Below are 22,424 nucleotides of genomic sequence, written 5' to 3'. Positions count from 1 at the left end.
GAGGACTCCCTCACGCACCCGGCCGTCACCACCCCGTCCCTGATCAGCGTGCTGGCCGAGGACCGCCCCGACCGCCGCGCCGAGATCGCGCAGCTGCGCGAGAAGGCCGACGGGCACGCCGGAGCCATGCAGGACGCGCTGGTCCGTATCACCTGGGCGCTGCTGCAGTCCCTGGGCCTGTTCCGCGACGGCGGCGCGGCCACCGCCGCCGAGTGGCGCGCCGTCGGCGGCATCGAGGACCGCTACCAGCGCTGGACGGAGCACACCCTCGCGGTGCTCGCCGACGCGGGCCACCTGCGCCGCGAAGACGAGGACAGGTACGCGGCCCTCGACACCCGTACAGGATCCCTCGACGACGCCTGGGCCGACTGGGACCGGGCGCGGCAGCAGTGGCTGGCCGACGACGCCAAACGCCCCCAGGCGACCCTCGTCGACACGACGCTGCGCGCCCTGGCCGGCATCCTCACCGGCCGCCGCCCGGCCACCGATGTGATGTTCCCGAACGCCTCGCTCGACCTCGTCGAGGGCGTGTACAGGAACAACCCCGTCGCCGACTACTTCAACGACGTGCTCGCCGACACCCTCGTCGCCTACCTCGAACGGCGCCGCGCGGCCGACCCGTCGGCGCGCCTGCGCATCCTGGAGATCGGTGCTGGAACCGGCGGCACCAGCGACACGGTCTTCCGCAGGCTGCGCCCGTGGGCCGGGCACATCGAGAAGTACAGCTACACCGATATCTCCAGGGCGTTCCTGCTGCACGCGCAGCGGGAGTACGGCGAGAGCGTCCCGTACCTGGACGCACGGCTCTTCAACGCCGAACAGCCGCTGGCGGGGCAGGAAGTGGCCCCCGGCGAGTACGACATCGTGATCGCCACCAATGTGCTGCACGCGACCCGCAACATCCGCAGGACGCTGCGCAACGCCAAGGCCGCCGCGCGCCCGAACGCCCTGCTGCTGCTCAACGAGCTCAGCGACAACATCCTCTTCAGCCACCTCACCTTCGGCCTCCTGGACGGCTGGTGGCTCTACGACGACCCGGCGCCGCGCATCCCCGGATCTCCCGGCCTGGCGCCGGAGAGCTGGCGGCGAGTCCTCGGCGAGGCCGGCTTCCGCGCGGCGTTCGTCGCCGCCGAGGGCGCAGACGACCTCGGTCAGCAGGTGATCGTCGCCGAGAGCGACGGTGCGATCCGCCAGCCGCGCCCGGACGGCGAGTCCGCCTTCCGAGGCACCCTCCCGAAGGCCCTGCCGCAGGCCGCGGCGCCGGAAGAGCCCGCAGTGCCACAGCCGGCCCCGGCCGCCACCGCTGGTGGTGACCGCAACGAGCTCCTGGCGGACCTGGCCCGCGACCACTTCCGCGGTCTCGTCGCGGACACGCTGCGGCTGCCGGTCGCCGACATCCGCGCCGATGTGTCCTTCGACCGCTACGGCATCGACTCGATCCTGGTCGTCCAGCTGACGGAAGCGGTCCGCAAGGGGCTCGACAACGTCGGCAGCACGCTGTTCTTCGAGGTACGGACGGTCGACGGCCTCGTCCGGCACTTCCTGCGCACCCAGCCCGACGCGCTCGCCGCGCTGGTCGGCCTGAGCGACGGCACCGCAGCGCCCCCTCACGAGCAACTCGCTCCGGCCGCCCGGCCGGAGCCCGCGGACCAGCCGCGGACGGCCTCTGAACCGGAGCCTGCCGACGTGCCGGCACCGGTCGGCACCCCGGCCCCCGTCAAGGCCGCCGAGCCGACCGCCGGGGCAGCCCCTGCCGAGCAGGGCATGGCCATCGCGATCGTCGGCATGGCGGGCCGCTACCCCGGCGCGCCCGACCTGGACACCTTCTGGGAGAACCTGCTCACCGGCCGGGACAGCATCACCGAGATCCCGGCCGGGCGCTGGGACCACAGCCGCTACTACGACGCGCGTCGCGGCGTGCCCGGCAGGACGTACAGCAAGTGGGGCGGATTCCTCGACGGGATCGACGAGTTCGACCCGCTGTTCTTCGGCATCTCGCCGAAGGCGGCGTCCATGATGGATCCGCAGGAGCGGCTGTTCCTGCAGTGCGCCCACACCACGCTGGAGGACGCCGGCTACACGCGCGGCGCCCTGCGCGCCGCCGCCCGCGCCCGGGTGGCCCAGGACGCCGGCGACATCGGGGTGTTCGTCGGCGCGATGTACTCCGAGTACCAGCTCCACGGTGCCGAGTACAGCGTGCGCGGTGAGCCGGTCGTCGTGCCGGGGAGCCTGGCGTCCATCGCCAACCGTGTCTCGTACTTCCTCGACGCGAGCGGCCCCAGCGCCACCGTCGACACCATGTGCGCCTCGGCGCTGTCCGCCATCCACCTCGCCTGCGCCGCCCTCCAGCGCGGGGAGTGCGGTGCCGCCCTGGCCGGCGGGGTCAACCTGTCGGTGCACCCGGGCAAGTACCTGATGATCGGCGAGGGCCAGTTCGCCTCCAGCGACGGCCGCTGCCGCAGCTTCGGCGAGGGCGGCGACGGTTACGTGCCCGGTGAGGGCGTCGGCGCGGTGCTGCTGCGCCCCCTCGCCGACGCCGTCGCCGACGGCGACCGCATCCTCGGCGTGATCCGCGGCACCGCCGTGAACCACGGCGGCCACACGCACGGATTCACCGTGCCGAACCCGCTCGCACAGGCGGCGGTCATCCGCAGCGCCTGGCGCCGCGCCGGAGTCGACCCCCGGGACATCGGCTGTATCGAGGCCCACGGCACCGGCACCTCGCTGGGCGACCCGATCGAGATCGCCGGGCTGAACGCGGCCTTCGCCGAGTTCACCGACGCACGGAACTTCTGTGCCATCGGCTCGGCGAAGTCCAACATCGGGCACCTGGAGTCCGCGGCGGGCATCGCGGGCCTCGCCAAGCTGCTGCTGCAGATGCGGCACGGCACGCTCGTACCGTCCCTGCACGCCGAACGCGTCAACCCGGAGATCGACTTCGCCGACAGCCCCTTCGTCCTGCAGCGCGAAGCCGCGCCCTGGCCGAGGACCGGCGGACGCCCGCGCCTCGGCGGCCTCTCCTCGTTCGGCGCGGGCGGCTCCAACGCCCATGTCGTGGTCGAGGAGTACGTCGAGGAGCACACCGGCAAGGACCTCGCGCCAGGGGCGCCCGCGCACCGTGGCGAACCCGTCGTCGTGGTGCTGTCCGCCGCCGACGAAGAGCGTCTGCGCGAGTCGGCCGGCCGGCTGCGTGACGCCCTGCGGACGGAGCGGTGGAGCAGCGCGGACCTGCCCGACATCGCCTACACGCTGCAGATCGGCCGCGAGGCGATGCCCGCACGCTTCGCCGTGGTCGTCAGCGCACTTCCCGCCCTGGCCGACGCGCTGGACGCCTGCGCGCTCGGCGGCGGACTGCCCGCGGGCGCCTACCTCCACGGCGGCGGCGACCGGGGCGACGCGGTCAGGGACTTCCTCACCGACGAGGACTTCCAGGAGACGGTCGCGCGCTGGGCACGGCGCGGACGGCTCGCGCCGCTGGCCGAGGCCTGGACCAGCGGCCTGGCCGTCGACTGGGCCCGCCTCCACACCGAGGGACCAAAGCCGCGCAAGGTCGCACTGCCCGGCTACCCGTTCGCCCGGGAGCGCTACTGGTACACCGACGGACTGCCGGAACTCGCGGACCTCCCCGCCCCGTTGGGGGACGCCGCACCGCGGCCCGCCCCACCCGCTGCCGAGGCGACCGCGCCCGCGACGACGCCCGCCGTGCCCGCCCCGTCGGCTGCCGAGGTGGCCGCGCCCGAGACGACGCCCGCCGTGCCGGCCCTGCCCGCCAACTCCTATGAGCTTCCCGCGGGTCACCTCACCCTGCACCCCGTCTGGGAGCCGGCCCGGCTGCTGCGCGGCAGCCCCTACCCGTCCGCGGCCTCCCGTGTGGTGGCGATCGGCCTCGAACCGGATGTCCTCGCCGAGCTGACCGCCCACCGCCCGCAGACCGTGGTGCTGGACACCGGCGCGTCATCCGCCGAAGAGGTGCGTGCCGAACTCGCCGTCCTGGGCGACTTCGACCACGTCGTCATGCGATTCCCGACCGCGGCCACCGCCCACGGCGCCGAGGCGCAGATCAGTGCGGAGCGCGCGGAGATCCGGGGCATGTTCCGCGTCCTCAAGGCGCTGGCCCTCACCCGGGACCAGCAGCGACTCGGGCTCACCCTCCTGACCACCGGCGCGTTCGACACGGGCGGCTCCGCGGCCGCCGACCCGGTGCAGGCGAGCCTGCACGGTCTGATCGGCGGCCTGGCCAAGGAACAGCCGCACTGGCGCATCCGCGCGGTCGACCTGGCCGACGGTGAACCGTTCCTCGCCGACGAGGTCTTCGCCCTGCCCGCCGACCGCCGCGCGCACCCGCTTGCCCGCCGCGGCGGCCAGTGGCTGCGCCGCCAGCTCCTTCCGGTGGACGCCACCCCACCGCCCACTGAGCCCGTGCTGCGCCGCAACGGCGTCTATGTGCTCATCGGCGGCGCGGGCGACCTCGGCGTGCTGCTCAGCGAGTACCTCGTACGGCAGCACGACGCACACGTCGTATGGGTCGGCCGCCGTGCCGAGGACGCGGACATCCGGGCCAAGGCGGCGCGGACCGCGGCGGGCGGGCGGACCCCCGTCTACCTGTCCGCCGACGCCTCCGACCCCGGCGCGCTCGCCCGCATGCGGGACGAGGTCGTCCGCCGCTACGGCCGGATCGACGGCGTGGTGCACCTGGCGATGGTGTTCAGCCACACGCCGCTCGCGCGGATGACCGAGCGCGAGCTGGAGGCCACCCTCGCGGCCAAGGCCGACCCGTGCGTGCACTTCGCCGAGGTCTTCGCCGGCCAGGACCTGGACTTCATCCTGCTGGTCTCCTCCCTGGTGAGCTTCATCCGCAACTCCCACCAGGCGCACTACTCGGCGGCCTGCGCCTTCGAGGACGCGCGCGCCGACGCCCTGCGCAAGGCACTGGACTGCCGGGTCAAGGTCGTCAACTGGGGCTACTGGGGCAACGTCCCCGACGAGCTGCTGCGCGACGTGACCTCCATGGGACTGGCCCCGATCGACCCGGCCACGGCGATGGGCGCACTGGAGCGCCTCCTGGCCGGCCCGCTCGACCAGATCGGCTTCATGCGCCTGGGCCGCCCGCTGCCGGTCGAAGGGGTGCTCACCGCAGAGGTGTTGACCCCGCAGGCGCACGGTGCGGCGGCCCGCGACGGCGCCGCGGCGGTCGCCCTGCCCACCGGCCTGGCCGCGTACCAGGCCGGCCCGGTACCGGGCGAGATCGACGCGTCCCTGCTCCGCCGCCTCGCCGCCGAGCTGCGCCGTGCGGGTCTGGAGGAGCCGCGCCACGGCCTCCCCGAATGGAAGGAGCGGCAGGGCGTCGACACACGGTTCGACGGCTGGCTCTCGGCCACCCTGCGCGTACTCGCCGAGCACGGGATGATCGACGACCAGGGCCGCTGGACCACCGGCAGCCCGACCGCCCGGGATGCCGAGGCATGCGGCGCCGACTGGGCCGCGCAGACGCCCCGGTGGGCCGCCGCCAACCCGGATCTGCGCGCACCCCTGAACCTGCTGGACCAGACCCTGCCCGCGCTCACCGACATCCTGTGCGGCCGGGTGCGCGCCACCGATGTGCTGTTCCCCGAGGGAGCGTTCTCCCTCGTCGAAGGCGTCTACCGTGACAACCGCGTGGCAGCGCACTTCAACGCCGTCCTCGCCGAACACGTGGCGGCGTTCCTGCGCGCTCGCCGGGACGCCGATCCGGGCGCCCGCCTGCGCGTGCTGGAGATCGGCGCAGGCACCGGCGGAACCACCGGACCCGTGCTCGACCGCCTCGCCCGCGAAGGGCTCGACCTGGCCGAGTACTGCTTCACCGATCTGTCCCAGGCCTTCCTGCAGAACGCCCAGGACACCTTCGGGCCGGGCCGCGACCACCTCACGTACCGCATCTTCGACGCGGCCGGGCACCCGCACGCCCAGGGGCTCGAAACCGGTGCCTACGACGTCGTCATCGCGGCCAACGTGCTGCACGCCACCGACAACATCCGCCCGGCCCTCCGGCACGCCAAGGCGCTCCTGCGCGGCAACGGATTGCTGGCTCTCAACGAGATCAGCGGCTTCTACCTCGTGAACCACCTCACCTTCGGCCTGCTCGACGGCTGGTGGCTCCACGACGACGCCGAACTGCGCGTGCCCGGCAGCCCCGCGCTGTCGCCGCAGGCCTGGCAGCTCGTACTGGACCAGGAAGGCTTCACCGGCATCCGCCATCCTGCGCGGGACGCCCTGGCGCTGGGGCAGCAGGTCGTCGTGGCCCACAGCGACGGTCTCGCCCGCAGCCCGCGCCTGCTCCCCGCACCGCCCGAGGCGAGCAGCCCTCCGGCCCGGCCGCAGGCGGAGCCCGCGGCGCAGGCCCCCGCCTCCGCCCTGGCCCGGACCGTCACGGACGTGGTCCTGGCCGAGCTGGCCGACGCGCTGCGGATGCCCGCCGAACGGATCGGCCCGGACCAGGCGTTCGCCGACTACGGCCTCGACTCCATCGTCGGCGTCCGGTTCGTCCAGCGCCTCAACGAGGAGCTGGGGACCGACCTGCTGACCACGGTCATCTTCGACCACCGCAGCGTGTCGCAGCTCGCCGCCCACATCGCCGGGACCCACCGGCCGCAACTGACCGCCCCTGCCGCGCCGTCCCCTGCCGCCCCGGCACCGGTGCCCGCACCGGAAGCCGCCGGAGCACCGCACGCTCCCAGAGGGCGCGAGCCCCTCGCCATCGTCGGGATCAGCGGCCGCTTCGCGCAGTCGGACGACACCGATGCCCTCTGGCAGCACCTCGCCGCCGGCCACGACCTCGTCGGCCCGGTCGAACGGTGGGACCTCTCCGGCTACAGCCAGGACGAACTGTCCTGCCGCGCGGGCAGTTTCCTCGACGGCATCGACCAGTTCGACGCCCGCTTCTTCAACCTGACCGGCCTCGAAGCCACCTACACCGACCCCCAGCAGCGGCTGTTCCTCGAACAGGCGTGGACGGCCATCGAGGACGCCGGCTACGCGGGCTCCTCGCTGGACGGCCGCCGGTGCGGCGTCTACGTCGGCTGCACCGGCGGCGACTACCCCCAGTGGTTCGAGGACGCGCCGCCCGCCCAGGCGGCATGGGGCAACGCGCCCTCGGTCGTACCGGCGCGCATCGCCTACCACCTGAACCTCCAGGGCCCCGCCATCGCGGTCGACACCGCCTGCTCCAGCTCGCTGGTCGCCATCCACCTCGCCTGCCAGGGTCTGTGGAGCGGCGAAACCGATATGGCCCTCGCAGGAGGCGTCAGCGTCCAGACCACCCCGGACACCTACCTGGCGGCCGGCCGCGGCGGGATGCTCTCGCCCACCGGCAAGTGCCACACCTTCGACGCCGCCGCCGACGGATTCGTACCCGGCGAGGGCGTGGGCGTCGTGGTGCTCCGCCGCCTGTCCGACGCACTGGCCGACGGCGACCACATCCATGCCGTGATCCGCGGCTCCGCCGTCAACCAGGACGGGGCGACCAACGGCATCACCGCCCCCAGCGCCCTGTCGCAGGAGCGCCTCATCCGCCAGGTGCACACCGAATTCGGCATCGATCCGGCCGAGATCGGCATGGTCGAGGCGCACGGCACCGGCACCCAGCTCGGCGACCCCATCGAATGCCAGGCCCTGGTCGGCGCGTTCGGCACCGCCGGCGGCCGCGACACCTGCGCACTCGGCTCGATCAAGACGAACCTCGGTCACACCACCTCCGCCGCGGGCGTGGCGAGCCTGCTCAAGGTCGTGCTCTCGCTGCGGCACGGCCAGATCCCGCCGTCCCTCCACCACTACGAGACCAACCCCGCGATCCGACTCACCGAAAGCCCCTTCCACGTGAACACCACGCTGCGGCCGTGGCAGCCCAACGGCCAGGGGAAACGCGTCGCGGCCCTGAGCGCGTTCGGCTTCAGCGGCACCAACGGCCACCTGGTCGTGGAGAACGCCCCGGCCCGTGACGGGCGCCGGCAGTCGGCGGACGAGCTGCTGTTCGTCCTGTCCGCCCAGCAGCCCGAGGCGCTGCACCGCCGCGCCGCGGACCTGCTGGCACACCTGCGCCGCACACCCGACGCCGCACTGGGCGATGTCAGCTACACGCTGGCGGCCGGGCGGGACCACTTCACCCACCGCGCGGCGTTCGTCGCCGCCGACCGCGACACGCTCGCACACCGGCTGGAGGCCTGGCTGGCCGCCGGGCGGAGCGACACCGCCGGCGGGCGCGGCGACACCGAGCTGGAGCGCGCCCGGGCCCGGTACCTGAACGGCGAAGAGGTCGACTTCGCGCCGCTCTTCTCCGGCCTCGACGTACGCCGCACGCCGCTGCCCACCTACCCGTTCCAGCGCAGGAGTTACTGGCCGACGGCCGCCGCTCCGCGCCGACGCCACCGGGCCCCGGAGCCCGCGAACGGCCCTGCCGCCGCCCCGCCGCCCGAGCCCGCCCGGCCCGCCCCCGCGCAGCGGACGCCGGAAAGGGACGAGGCGACCGTGCGGTACCTGGCCGGCGAACTCCTGCTGGCCGAGCTCTCCCGCGTGCTCATGATGGAGCCCGACGAGATCGACCCGCAGGCGTCCTTCTCCGACTACGGCGTGGACTCGATCCTCAGCGTCAGGCTGGTCGCCGCGGTGAACGAAGCCCTCGCCGTCGATCTGCCGAGCACCGCACTGTTCGAACACAGCTCGCTCGACCGGCTGACGGACCACCTGGTCGCCCGGTACGGGGTGCAGCTGCGGTCCTCCGGCGCGGTGCGCGAGCCGGCAGCTGGCACCGGAGCGGCCCCGGCGCAGGACGGCCACGGGCACGCCTCCGGGGCTCCGTCCGCCGCTCCAGTTGCCCCCGTCGCCTCCGCCGGAACGCACGCCGTGCCCGCTCAAGCTCCCTCGGAAGCCCCCGCGGACGACCCGGCCGACGACGGCATCGCCGTGGTGGGCATCGCCGCCCGCTTCGCGCAGTCACCCGACGCCGCCGCTCTGTGGGCACACCTCGCCGCGGGCGACGACCTGGTCGGCGAGGTCACCCGCTGGGACATGGCCAAGGAGCTGGGCGAGGGCGCCCCGCGCCAGTACGGAAGCTTCGTCGACGACATCGAGCGCTTCGACGCCTGGTTCTTCCGCATGTCCGGCAAGGAGGCCACCTACACCGACCCGCAGCAGCGCATCTTCCTGGAGGAGTGCTGGCACGCTCTGGAGGATGCGGGCTACGCCGGTGAACGGCTCGACGGACGCGGGTGCGGCGTCTACGTCGGCGGTTCGCCCAGCGATTACCAGCAGCTGACCGGCGAGGACGCGCCACCGCAGACACTGTGGGGCAACATCTCCTCGGTCATCGCCTCGCGGATCTCCTACTTCCTCGATCTGCAGGGCGCGGCGCTGTCGGTCGACACGGCCTGCTCCAGTTCGCTGGTGGCCGTTCACCAGGCATGCCAGGACCTCCGTCTGGGCAACACGTCCATGGCCCTGGCGGGCGGAGTCTTCGTCCAGTCCACGCCGATCTTCTACCGGTCCGCCGTGCGGGCGAACATGCTGTCCGCCCGCGGACGCTGCCACACCTTCGACGAGCGCGCCGACGGCTTCGTGCCGGGGGAGGGCGCCGGTGTGGTCGTGCTCAAGCGGCTCGCCGACGCGCTGCGCGACGGCGACCAGGTCTACGGCGTGATCCGCGGCTCCGGCATGAACCAGGACGGCACCACCAACGGGCTCACCGCGCCCAGCGCCGGATCGCAGGAACGCCTCCTGCGCAGCGTGCACGAGCGCGCCGGCGTCGACCCCGGCGGAATCCAGCTGATCGAGGCGCACGGGACCGGCACACCGCTGGGCGACCCCATCGAGTTCGAGGCTCTGCGCGCCGCGTTCGGCGACGCGCCCGAGGGCGGCTGCGCCCTGGGGTCCGTCAAGACCAACCTGGGGCACACCCAGTTCGCCGCGGGCGTGGCCGGCGTCATCAAGGTGCTGCTGGCGCTCAGGAACGAGCAGCTGCCCCCGTCGCTGCACTTCCGCCGGGCCAACCCGGCGATCACGCTGGAGGGCAGTCCCTTTTACGTCAACACCGAACTGCGCCCGTGGCCCGCACCCGCCGACGGTCCGCGCCGCGCCGGCGTCAGCTCGTTCGGCGCCGCTGGCACCAACGCGCACGCGCTGATCGAACAGGCCCCCGCCGTGGAGACCACCGGCCACGGTCCCCGGCAGGCCTGGCTGATCCTCCTGTCGGCACAGGACGACGCCGGCCGCCGCGCCCAGGCCGAGCGCCTGCTGGACCACGCCCTCGCTCACGAGGACCTGGACCTGGGCGACGTGGCCTACACCCTGGCCACCGGGCGCCGCCACTGCAGCCACCGCTGGGCGTGCGTGGCCACGGACCGCGAGCAGTTCGTCGCCGCCCTGCGGACCTGGCTGTGCGACGGCCGGGCCGAGGGCGTGGTCACCGGTGAGGCGCCCGACGGGCACCGCCGCCAGGACCCCGCCGTGCACGCCCGCGCCGGCGTCCTGATGGCCGAGCCCGACCGTCACGACAGCCTCACCGAGCTGGCCGGGCTCTTCGCCCAGGGGCAAGATCTGCGCTTCGCCCCGCTGTTCGGCGACGGCTGCTTCCGTATCGTGTCCCTCCCGGCCTACCCGTTCGCGGGCGAGCGCTACTGGGTCGGATCACGTCCGGCGGCCCCCGCCGTCCCCGCCGCGCCCCCGGTACCCGTTGCGGTCCCGTCGCCGCTGGCAGGCCGCCGGCTGACCGGTGAGCCCGGCCTGCCGTCCTTCGCCGTCGAGCTGACCGGCCGCGAGTTCTTCCTCGACGACCACCGGGTGCGCGAGGAGCCGGTGCTCCCCGGCGTGGCCTATCTGGAGCTGGCCTACGCGGCGGCCCGCGCCGAGGGCCTTGACCCCGCCAACGCCCGCCTGCGCAACGTCGTCTGGTCGCACCCCGCACGGATCACCGGGCCGACCCCGGTCGAGACCGCACTGCGGCCCTGCGCGGACGACGCCTTCACCTACGAGATCACCACGGCGGCCGGCGGCGAACAGCCCGTGGTCCACGGGCAAGGACGCATCGAACGGTGGGAGACACCGTCACCCGCGCGCCTGGACATCGCCGCGCTGCGCTCCCAGTGCGATGTGCGCACGCTGGAACACGACGACTGCTACCGGCTCTTCGACCGCATGGGCATCGGCTACGGCCCGGCCATGCGGGGTATCCGGCGGATCCACATCGGCGCCGGACTCGCCGTCGCCCGCCTGAGCCTGCCGCAGGCCGCCCGGGACGGCGCCGGCTGGGACCTGCACCCCTCGGTGCTCGACGCCGCCGTACAGGCCACCCTGGGCCTGTCACTGGCCGAGGACACCGGCACCGACACCGTGGCGGCGGCACTGCCCTTCGTCCTGGAGGAGGTGCAGCTGCTCGCGCCCAGCCCGGCCAGTGGGTGGGCCGTGGTGCGGCCCGCAGCGGGCGACCGCGGCGGAGCCGTACGCCGCACCGACATAGAACTGTGCGACGACGACGGAAAGGTGTGCGTACGCCTGCTCGGGTTCACCGCACGCATCCTGTCCACCGCTGACGACTCCGACGGTAGGCAGAACACCGGGGACGCGACGCTCACCCTCATGCGCGCCGGCTGGCGCCCGGCCGGGCCCACCCGGACCTCGCCTCCGCCGGCGCGGCACGAGGTGCTGCTCGGCGGACTCGCAGGGATGGACCCGGCGGCGGTGCAGGACGGGCTCCGCGTGCCCTGCACCGCACTGCCCGCCGACGGCGACCTGGCCCAGCGGTTCACCCGCCAGGCCGAGACGCTGCTGGCCCGCCTCCAGCAGCTCGTCCCGGACACCCGCGACGGCCGGATCCTGCTGCAGGTGGCCGTGCCCGTCGACGGCGAGAACCGGGTCCTCGCGGGCCTGGGCGGCCTGCTGCGCACGGCCCGCATGGAGCACCCCAAGCTGCTTACCCAGCTCGTCGAGGTGGAGACGCCCGTCGACACCGCGACGCTGTGCGCACGCCTGCGCGAGGCCGCGGCGAGCCCCGACGACGTGGCCGTGCGGTACTCCGGCGGGCAGCGCCGGGTGCCGCAGTGGACCGCCGTCGAGGACGCCCGGCCGGCCCGCCCGTGGAAGGCCGGCGGCGTCTACCTCCTCACCGGGGGAGCCGGCGGGCTCGGTGCGCTGTTCGCCCGTGAGATCGCCCGGCAGGCGCCCGGCGCCGTCCTCGTGCTCTGCGGGCGCTCGCCGGAAGGCGCCGCCCAGCGTGAACTCCTGCGCGAAATCGGCGACTTGGGAGCGACCGCCACCTACCGGGTGCTGGACGTCGCCCGGCGCGACGCCGTGACCGCCTGCGTGAACACCGTCGTCGCCGAGTACGGCCGCCTCGACGGCATCGTCCACACCGCCGGTGTGGTGCGCGACGGCTACCTGGCCCGTAAGAGCGCCGAAGAACTGCGGGAGGTCCTCGCCGCCAAGGTCGCGGGCTTCGTCCACCTCGACGAAGCCACCGCCGCTCTCGATCTGGACTGCTTCATCGGGTTCTCCTCACTCTCGGCCTACGGCAACCAGGGCCAGGGCGACTACGCGGCGGCCAACGCCTTCATGGACGCCTACGCCGGCCTCCGCCACGAGCGGGTGGCCAGGGGCGAGCGCCGCGGCCGCACGCTGGTCGTCGGCTGGCCCTTGTGGGCCGACGGGGGGATGAAGGTCGACGGCGCCACCGAACGCCGCCTGCACGACAGCGTCGGCATGGTGCCCCTGCGCGCCCCGCACGGCGTGGAAGCGCTGGCACGCGCCTACGGCACCGGCGACCCGCACGTCCTGGCCGTCTTCGGCGACCGCGCCCGCATCGACGCCACCCTCCTGGCCGCCCCGGAGGCCACCGGCGCCGCACCGGCGGTGACCGCACCCGACCGCGCCGCCCTACGCGCGTTGGTCCTCGGCCGCACCATCGGCCACGCCTCCGCCGTGCTGGGCGTGCCGGCCGAGGAGTTCGACGGCGCGGTGGAACTGGGCGAGTACGGGTTCGACCCGGTCTCGCTCACCGGGTTCGCCGCCCGCCTCACCACGGAGTTCGGGCTCCCGCCCGTGCCCAAGCCCTTCCCCGAACACCTCACCCTGGGAGAGGTCGTGGACCACCTTCTCGACAACCACCCCGATCGCTTCGGGACGGTCCCGCCGGCTCCCGCGCCCGAGCGCGCCGCCGGGCCCGACAGCGCCGCCGCGCCCCTCGCCGCGGCCGACCGGGAGCGCCAGCGCAAGGCGCTGCTGAAGAAACTGACCGCCCGCGTGTCCGACCTGCTGGACGTGCCCGCCGAGCGGATCACCGGCACGGCCGAGATGACCCGCTACGGCTTCGACTCGCTCTCGTTCATCGGCTTCGCCAACGCGCTCAACGCCGACTTCGGGCTCTCGCTGGCACCGACCCTGTTCTTCGAGAACCCCACCCTGGACGGGGTGGTCGGCCACCTCCTCGACCACCACGCCGACCGCGTCGCCCCCACCGCGGCGGAGCAGCAGGAACCGCGCACGGCGGCCCCCGCCGCCCCCGAGCCCGCCACCGCCCTCACCACCCCGTCCCGTACGGATGCGCCCGGGAACGAGCCGATCGCCATCATCGGCATCAGCGGCCGCTTCCCGATGGCCGACGACCTCCGAGCGTTCTGGGAGAACCTCAGCGAAGGCCGCGACTGCACCCGTGAGGTCCCCGCGGACCGCTGGGACTGGCGCGCCCACTACGGCGAACCCGTCAAGGATCCCAACACCTCCAACGTGACCTCCGGCGGCTTCATGGACGGCGTCGGCGACTTCGACCCGCTGTTCTTCGACATCTCTCCCAAGGAAGCGGAGCTGATGGACCCGCAGCAGCGCCTGCTGATGCTGTACGTGTGGAAGGCGCTGGAGGACGCCGGGTACTCCGCGGGTGCCCTCGCGGGCACGAACACGGCCCTCATCGCCGGCACCACCAGCACCGGCTACAGCACCCTCGTCACCCGGTACTCGCCGGTGATCGAGGGCTACGACATCACCGGCGCGGCCCCCTCGATGGGCCCGAACCGGATGAGCTACTTCCTTGACCTGCACGGTCCGAGCGAGCCCGTCGACACGGCCTGTTCGAGCGCGCTCGTCGCCCTGCACCGCGCCGTCCAGGCCATCCGGGACGGTCAGTCGGACATGGCCATCGCCGGCGGGGTCAACACCATGGTCAGCGTCGACGGGCACATCAGCATCTCCAAGGCGGGCATGCTCAGTCCCGAGGGCCGCTGCAAGACGTTCTCCGACACTGCGGACGGCTATGCCCGTGGTGAGGGCGTGGGCATGCTGGTGCTCAAGAGCCTGTCGGCGGCCGAGCGCGACGGCGACCACGTCTACGGCCTCATCCGTTCGACGGCCGAGAACCACGGCGGCCGCGGCAGCTCCCTGACCGCGCCCAATCCCAAGGCCCAGGCCGCCCTCCTGCGCGAGGCCTACGGGAAGGCCGGGATCGACCCGCGGACGGTCGGCTACATCGAGGCCCACGGCACCGGCACCAAGCTCGGCGACCCGGTCGAGATCAACGGTCTCAAGGCCGCCTTCCGGGAGTTGTACGAGGAGCGCGGTGCGGTGGTGGAGGAGGTGCACTGCGGTGTCGGGTCGGTGAAGACGAATATCGGTCACCTGGAGCTGGCGGCGGGTGTCGCCGGTGTGATCAAGGTGCTGCTTCAGATGCGGCATCGCACCCTGGTCAAGAGCCTGCACTGCGACACGGTCAACCCGTACATCGACCTCGACGGCAGTCCGTTCCATCTCGTGCGCGAGCGGCAGCCCTGGCCCGCCCTGCGTGACGGGGAGGGCCGTGAGCTGCCGCGGCGGGCCGGTGTGAGCTCCTTCGGCTTCGGCGGCGTCAACGCCCATGTCGTCCTTGAGGAGTACGTGCCGCGCCCCGCCCCCGAGCCGGACCGGGCACCCACCGCACCGGTCCCCGTCGTCCTGTCGGCGAGCCACCCCGACGTGCTGTGCGAACTCGCCGCGCGCTGGGTGGACGTCCTGGGCCGCGGCGACTACGACGACACCGACATGGCGTCGATCGCCTACGTCACGCAGACCGGACGCACACCCATGGCCGAGCGCCTCGCCTGCCTGGTCCGCACGACCGGCGAACTCAGGGAAGCACTGGAGTCCTGGCTGCGCGGCGAGCCCACGGCCGATGTCTTCCGCGGCACCGTCCCGCGCGGCGTCGAACTGCCGGAAGCACCGGCCGGGTTCGGCCCGCACGACGACCCCGCCACCCCGGGCCGGCACGACTGGGCCGCCCTGCTCCAGGCATGGGTGAACGGCGCCCCCCTCGACTGGGAACGCCTCCGCGCCGGGCGCCGCCCGCGCCGGATCGCCCTGCCGACCTACCCGTTCCGCCTCCGGCGCTACTGGGTCGACACCACGCGCCCCGCGAACGGGAACCGGCCGGCGGCACTGCACCCGCTGGTGCACACGAACGCATCGGACCTGGACGAGCACCGCTACACCTCGCACTTCACCGGCCGCGAGTTCTACCTCGCCGACCACCGGGTCCAGGCCCGGGTGATGGAGACGGTCTCCGGCTGGCGGCCCGGCCGCCGGCCCACCGCCTCCGGAAGCCGCGCGGACGCCGTGCCGGTGCTGCCGGCGGTGGCCTACCTGGAGATGGCGCGCGCCGCCGCGGTCCAGGCGGCCGGCGGCGACGAACGCGGCTGGTCGCTGAAGCTGGCGTCCTGGCTGCGCCCGCTCACCGTCGAGCAGCCGACCGATGTGCACACCGCGCTGACCACCCGGGCCGGCGGCGGACTCAGCTACGAGGTGTACGCGGTGAACGAGGACGGCGAACGTGTCCCCTTCGGCCGCGGCCAGCTGCGGCGCGGGACCGCCGCGCCGGCCGAGCGGCTCGACCTCGCGGCCCTGCGCGCGCAGTGCGACGGCCCGGTGCTCGACGCCGAGACCTGCTACGCACGCTTCACCGGCATCGGCATGACCTACGGCCCGGCCCTGCGCGGCATCGAGCGCCTGCACACCGGCTCGCGGCAGTCGGTGGCACGGCTGAAGCTGCCCGCCGCCGCGTCCCGCGAGAGCGGCTACGTACTCAACCCGGCCATGCTCGACGCCGCCCTGCAAGCCACGGTCGGACTCTTCGTCGACGCCCCCGGGACGCCGCGCACGGCACTGCCGTTCGCCCTGGGCGAGCTGGAGGTCCTGCGGTCGGCCCCGGACACCGGCTGGGTGGTCGTCCGCTTCGCCGAGGACGACCACGTGGGCGCGGTACGCCGCCTCGACCTCGACCTCTGCGACGACGACGGCGAGGTGTGCGTACGCCTCCGCGGCTTCAGCGTCCGCACGCTCGGCGGCGAGCCCGACGGTGACAGCGAGCCCACCCGGCCCGCGGAACAGGCACCCGAGCCGCCGGCCGTCTCCGACGACGCCCACCTGCTGGAACTGATCGAAGCCATTGGCCGACGCGAGATGAGCGCGGACGAATTCAAGAGGAGCCTGGCATGAGCACCCCCCATATCGCGTCCCTGGACGACCTGCACGGGCTCATTCGCGAGGGAAAGGTGGGACAGGACGAAGCGCTCCGCCTGCTGCGCGACTGGAAGCAGGCGCAGGCGCAGGCACCGGAGCAGGCCGCACGGCCGGCCGACGCCGTCGACACCGAGGCCCTGACGGAGCGGGTCTGCGACGTCGTGGTGGAGAAGGTCTGCGAGCTGCTGAAGGTCACCGCGGCCGACCTGGATGTGCACGTCGACCTCAGCGAGTACGGGCTCGACTCCCTCGTCATCACCCAGCTGGTGAACATGGTGAACGACGCCCTGGGCCTGGAGCTCGTGCCCACCGTGCTGTTCGAGCACGCGACGATCCAGGCCTTCGGCACCCACCTGACCGAGGAGTACGGCCCTGCGCTGGCCGCCCGCCTGGGCCTGCGGTCGCCCGGCGCCGCCGCGGAGCCCCGTGCCGTGGAGCCCGTCGGCACACCGGTGCAGGCCGCGGCCGTCTCCGCACGGGACGCAGCCGTCCCCGCGCCCGCCGGCCGGCAGGACGGCCCCATCGCGGTGGTCGGTATGAGCGGCCGGTTCCCCCAGGCCGAGGACCTCGACGCCTTCTGGCACAACCTGCGCGACGGCCGGGACTGCATCGCGGAGGTACCCGCCGACCGGTGGGACTGGCGCGCCCTGTTCGGCGACCCCCGCCGGGAACCGGGCCGCACCAACGTGAAGTGGGGCGGCTTCATGGAAGGCGTCGCCGACTTCGACCCGCTGTTCTTCGGCATCGCGCCGCGGGACGCCGTCCACATGGACCCGCAGCAGCGCCTGTTGATGCTGTACGTGTGGAAGGCGCTGGAGGACGCCGGCTACGCCGCCGACGCCCTGGCCGGGAGCAGCCTCGGCCTGTTCGTCGGCACCAGCGACACCGGCTACGGCCTGCTCACCGACCGCAGCAGCGGCCGGGGCGAGAGCGTCACGCCCACGGGCAGCGTCCCCTCCGTCGGCCCGAACAGGATGAGCTACTTCCTGGACGTGCACGGGCCGAGCGAGCCGATCGAGACCGCCTGTTCGAGTGCCCTGGTCGCCATGCACCGCGGGGTCGCCGCGATCGAACGCGGCGAGTGCGACATGGCCGTCGTCGGCGGCATCAACACCATGGTGATCCCCGACGGCCATGTCAGCTTCAGCAAGTCCGGGATGCTCAGCCCCGAGGGCCGCTGCAAGACGTTCTCCGACAGCGCGGACGGCTATGCCCGTGGTGAGGGCGTGGGCATGCTGGTGCTCAAGAGCCTGTCGGCGGCCGAGCGCGACGGCGACCACGTCTACGGCCTCATCCGTTCGACGGCCGAGAACCACGGCGGCCGCTCCAACTCCCTGACCGCGCCCAATCCCAAGGCCCAGGCCGCACTGATCCGGCGCGCGTACCGCACCGCGGGCATCGACCCCCGGACCGTGGGCTACATCGAGGCCCACGGCACCGGCACCGAACTCGGCGATCCGATCGAGATCAACGGCCTCAAGGCCGCCTTCCGGGAGCTGTACGAGGAGTCCGGTGCGGTGGTGGAGGAGGTGCACTGCGGTGTCGGGTCGGTGAAGACGAATATCGGTCACCTGGAGCTGGCGGCGGGTGTCGCCGGTGTGATCAAGGTGCTGCTTCAGATGCGGCACCGCACCCTGGTCAAGAGCCTGCACTGCGACACGGTCAACCCGTACATCGACCTCGACGGCAGTCCGTTCCACCTGGTACGCGAGCGACAGCCCTGGCCCGCCCTGCGTGATGCGGAGGGCCGTGAGCTGCCGCGGCGGGCCGGAGTGAGCTCCTTCGGCTTCGGCGGCGTCAACGCCCATGTCGTCCTTGAGGAGTACGTGCCGCGCCCCGTGCCACCGGTGAGCACCACGGACCCCGTGGCCATCGTCCTGTCGGCCCCGGAGCCCGCAATGCTGCGTGCCCGGGCCCGGCAGCTGGCCGACTGGATCGACTCGGGCCGGCTCGGCGAGGCCGACCTGCCGGACCTCGCCCACACGCTTCAGGTGGGCCGCGTCGCGATGGACGAGCGCCTCGCCTTCCTGACCCCCTCGCTCGTCGACCTGCGCGAGCGGCTGGGCGCCTTCCTGGACGGCGGCACCGCACAGGGGCTGCACACCGGGCGGGCACAGCGCCAGGGGCCGTGGAACGAGCTCGCCGGCGACGACGACATCGCCCTCGCCATCGACAGCTGGATAGCCAAGGGCAAGCTGGGCCGCCTGCTCAAGCTCTGGGTCACCGGCTTCGACGTGGACTGGCGGCGTCTGTACGCCGGCCGGCCGATGCGGCGCATTCCGCTGCCCGTCTACCCGTTCGACCTGAAGCGCTACTGGATCACCGACGCGAAGCGCACGACAAGGACCCCGCTCCCGGTTGCCGAGGCGCCGGCCGCACCGCCGCCCCACCGCCACGAGCTGACCGGGCACACGTTCTACGTGCGCGACCATCGCGTGGGAGGCACGCCCGTCCTGCCCGGTGCCGCCTACCTCGAATTCGTCCGTGACGCGCTCGTCCGGGCCACGCCCGGGGCCACCGCCACCGGCGTGCGCCTGCGCGACGTGACCTGGCTGCGTCCTCTGGAGGTGACGGCACCGTGCACCCTCGCCGTCGAACTGGACCCGGCCGCGGGGACGTTCGAGGTGCACGCCCACGGCGACGGTGACGGCGACCGTGTCCTGCACGCGCAGGGCAGCGCACACGCGGACCCCGCACTCCTCGCCCTCGACGACACCCACGACATCGACGCGTTGCGCGCGACCCTCCCGTTCCGGCGCACCGGCGCCGAGTGCTACGCGCTGTTCGCGCGCATGGGCATGGGATACGGCCCCGCCTTCCGGGCCGTACAGGAGCTGCACCACGGTGCGGACACCGCCCTTGCCCGCCTGGTGCTCCCCGAGGCGGCGGCGTCCTCGCTGACCCTCAACCCGGGCATGCTCGACGCCGCCCTGCAGACGACCCTGGGACTGGCCCTCGGCGAGCACGGCGGCGCCCCGGAGGGGACGGCCCTTCCGTTCACCGTACGAGAGGTACAGATCCTGGCCCCCACCCCGGCCGAGGGCTGGGGGCTCGTGCGCCGCGCCGCGGACGACCGCCGCGACTCCGGCGTACGCCGCCTGGACATCGACCTCTGCGACACACAGGGCAACGTCTGCGTGCGCCTGCTGGGCTTCAGCACCCGGGTCAAGCCGAGCCCGGAGCCCCGCGCCGCTGAGCCGGCCACCGCGCCCGCCCTGCTGGTGCAGGCGGACTGGCGCGAGAGCGCGGCGCCGGAGGACCGGGGCGACGACGTGGAACGGCACGTCGTGCTGTGCGAGTTCCCGGAGGCGGACGCCGCCGCGCTCGGCGAAGCGCTGGGCGGCGCCACCTGTGAATCCTGGCAGGCACGCGGCGAGACCGGCGCCCGCTACACCGAATACGCCGAGCGGCTGCTGGCTCTGCTGCGCGCCAAGGCGCAGGAGGCCGCCCGGCCGCCGCGCCTGATCCAGGTCGTCACCCCCGCGCACGCGCCCTGGCTGGGCGGACTGAGCGGCATGCTCCGCACGGCGCACATGGAGCACCCCAAGCTGCGGACGCAGTGGATCGAACTGGACGGCGACGGCGCCCCAACCCCGGCCGAGCTGGCCGGACGACTGCGCCGTGACGGCGCCGACCCGGCCGAGGAGGCCGTGCGCCACCGCGGGGGAGGCCGGCAGGTGTCCCAGTGGCGCGAAGCCGCCCCGCCCGCCCCCGAGATGCCCTGGCGCGACGGCGGCGTCTACCTGCTGACCGGCGGCGCCGGAGGACTCGGCGCCCTGTTCGCCAAGGACATCGCCCGGCGCGTCGAGAGGCCCGCCCTGGTCCTGTGCGGCCGCAGCCCGGCCGGCCCGGCACAACGGGAACTCCTCGCCGACCTGCGGGCTTTGGGCGCGCGTGCCGACTACCGCGTGCTCGACGTCGCCGACCGCGCCGACGTGGACCGCGTCGTCCGTGACGTCCGGTCCGAGTACGGCGCGCTGCACGGCATCGTCCACGCCGCCGGAGTGCTGCGCGACGGCTTCGTGGCCAGGAAGACCGCGGACGACCTCCGCGAGGTCTTCGCGGCCAAGGTGGCCGGGCTGTGCCACCTCGACGAGGCGACCGCCTCCGTCCCGCTCGACTGCTTCATCGGTTTCTCCTCCATGGCCGCCTTCGGCAACGTCGGACAGGCCGACTACGCCGCCGCCAACGCCTTCATGGACGGATACGCCGCCCACCGCGCCTCCCTGGCGGACCGGGGCAGCCGGTCGGGCCGCACCCTCATGGTGAACTGGCCGCTGTGGGAGAAGGGCGGCATGGGAGCCGATCCGTCGACCGTCCACCTCCTGGAGTCCGTGGGCATGCGGCCGATGCGCGCGTCCGTGGGCATCGACGCCCTGGACCGCATCTGGGCGACCGGCCTGACCTGCGCCATCGCCCTCGACGGCGACCACGCCCGGATGCGGGAGCGCTTCCTGCCGGCGCACCCGGAGCCGGCGGTCCTCGCCGCCCCCGAGCCGCAGGCCGTCGCCGAACCCGCGCCGGCCGCCGCGACGACTCCGGCCGCCGAGACGACTCCGGCCGCCGCACCGGCCGAGCCGTCGGCCGTGGGAACCGTCGTCGCGGACCTCCTGGCGACACTGCTGGAGGTCGACGTGGAAACCCTGCGGTGGGACAAGTCCCTGGGCGACTACGGCTTCGACTCCATCTTCATGATGCAGTTCCTCACCCAGGCGCAGACGCACATCGACGCGTCCCTCACCCTCGACGTCATCGCCGGCTGCGAAACGCTTCAGCAGGTCGTCGACGCGATCACCGGCACGGCCTCCGAGGCAACCGGCACGGCCTCCCCGGGCACCGGCACGGCCACCCCGGAACCCGCTGTGGTGGCTCCCGTGGAGCCGGCCCCGGCGCCCGCCGCACCGGCCGAAGCCTCCGCACGACGCGCCGAGCCCGCATCGCCGAACGACTTCCCCGAACTGGTCCGGATGAACGGCGTCACCTCCGGCCGGCCCGTGTTCTGGGTCCACCACGGCAACGGCGGCGTGGAGTCCTACGCCCCGCTGGCCGCACGCTGCCCGCGCCCCTTCTACGGCATCCAGCCGAAGGGCTGGATCGACTCCACCGAGATCCTCACCGGCCAGTACGCCATGGCCGAGCACTACGCGTCCCTCATCCTCGCCGTACAGCCGGAAGGCCCGTACGACATCGGCGGCTTCTCCCTGGGCGGTCTGTTCGCGTACGAGACCGTGCGGCAGCTCCAGCTGAAGGGCGCCGAGGTGGGCTCGCTGGTCATGCTGGACACCCTGGACGCCGTATCCACCAACAAGGCCAACGCCCTCATCGTCGGCGGGAACTTCGACGCCGACGTGGTCACCAAGGTGAGCGACTTCCGCGCCGTCAACCTGATCCTCGGCAACAACCGCTTCGACTCGCACGGCGGCGCCACGCCGATCCTGCGCCGCGACGAGGTCGACACCACCCTGGACACCACGGCGTTTCTCGACTCCCTGATCGACGCCGCGCTCGCCCGCGGCATCAGCAAGACCGAGACGCAGCTGCGCTCCCGGGTCCGGCAGCTGTCGCGCTACTTCGAGGCCACGCAGGGCGAGACGTACACGGTGGACCCGCTGCCGCGGCGCGACGGACTGCGCTGCTACTACCTGCGCAACCGGGGCGGCGACTTCTTCGGCGCCTTCGAGGAGCACATGGTGCTCTTCCCGAATCCGGCCCTCCCCACCGTGGACGGCGTCGCGTACTGGCAGGAGTGGGCCGACCAGATCGACGACTTCTTCACCATCGACGTCGACACCTCGATGCATGCCGAGGTCATGACGGCCCCGCAGTCGCTCGACAAGCTGATGCGCCTGTGCGACCGGCTCTACGCCGCCGAGGACGCCGCTGTGGACGCCGCACCGGAGACCACCGCGCAGGGAGGCCGCTGA

2 protein-coding genes (1 of these 2 running past the window's edge) are annotated in these 22,424 nt (G+C 73.4%); both read left to right on the top strand.

Annotation, left to right across the window (positions count from 1 at the left end; translation table 11 throughout):
• Positions 1-16,476, top strand: partial view of an SDR family NAD(P)-dependent oxidoreductase gene (locus NUT86_RS03480; RefSeq protein WP_274733326.1) — the 3' portion only. 7,806 nt of this gene lie to the left of the window's left edge; the window shows 16,476 of its 24,282 coding nt (coding positions 7,807-24,282); its start codon lies off the left edge, out of view; it ends in the stop codon at positions 16,474-16,476.
• A complete protein-coding gene (locus NUT86_RS03475) occupies positions 16,473-22,424 on the top strand; it encodes an SDR family NAD(P)-dependent oxidoreductase (RefSeq protein WP_274733324.1) in 5,952 nt (1,983 codons plus the stop codon). The genes NUT86_RS03480 and NUT86_RS03475 overlap by 4 nt, the downstream gene beginning before the upstream one ends.

This window comes from Streptomyces sp. G7(2002), assembly GCF_028870195.1.
GTDB classification, from domain to species: Bacteria; Actinomycetota; Actinomycetes; order Streptomycetales; family Streptomycetaceae; genus Streptomyces; species Streptomyces nigrescens.
This window is presented reverse-complemented; position numbering and strand designations above follow the sequence as displayed.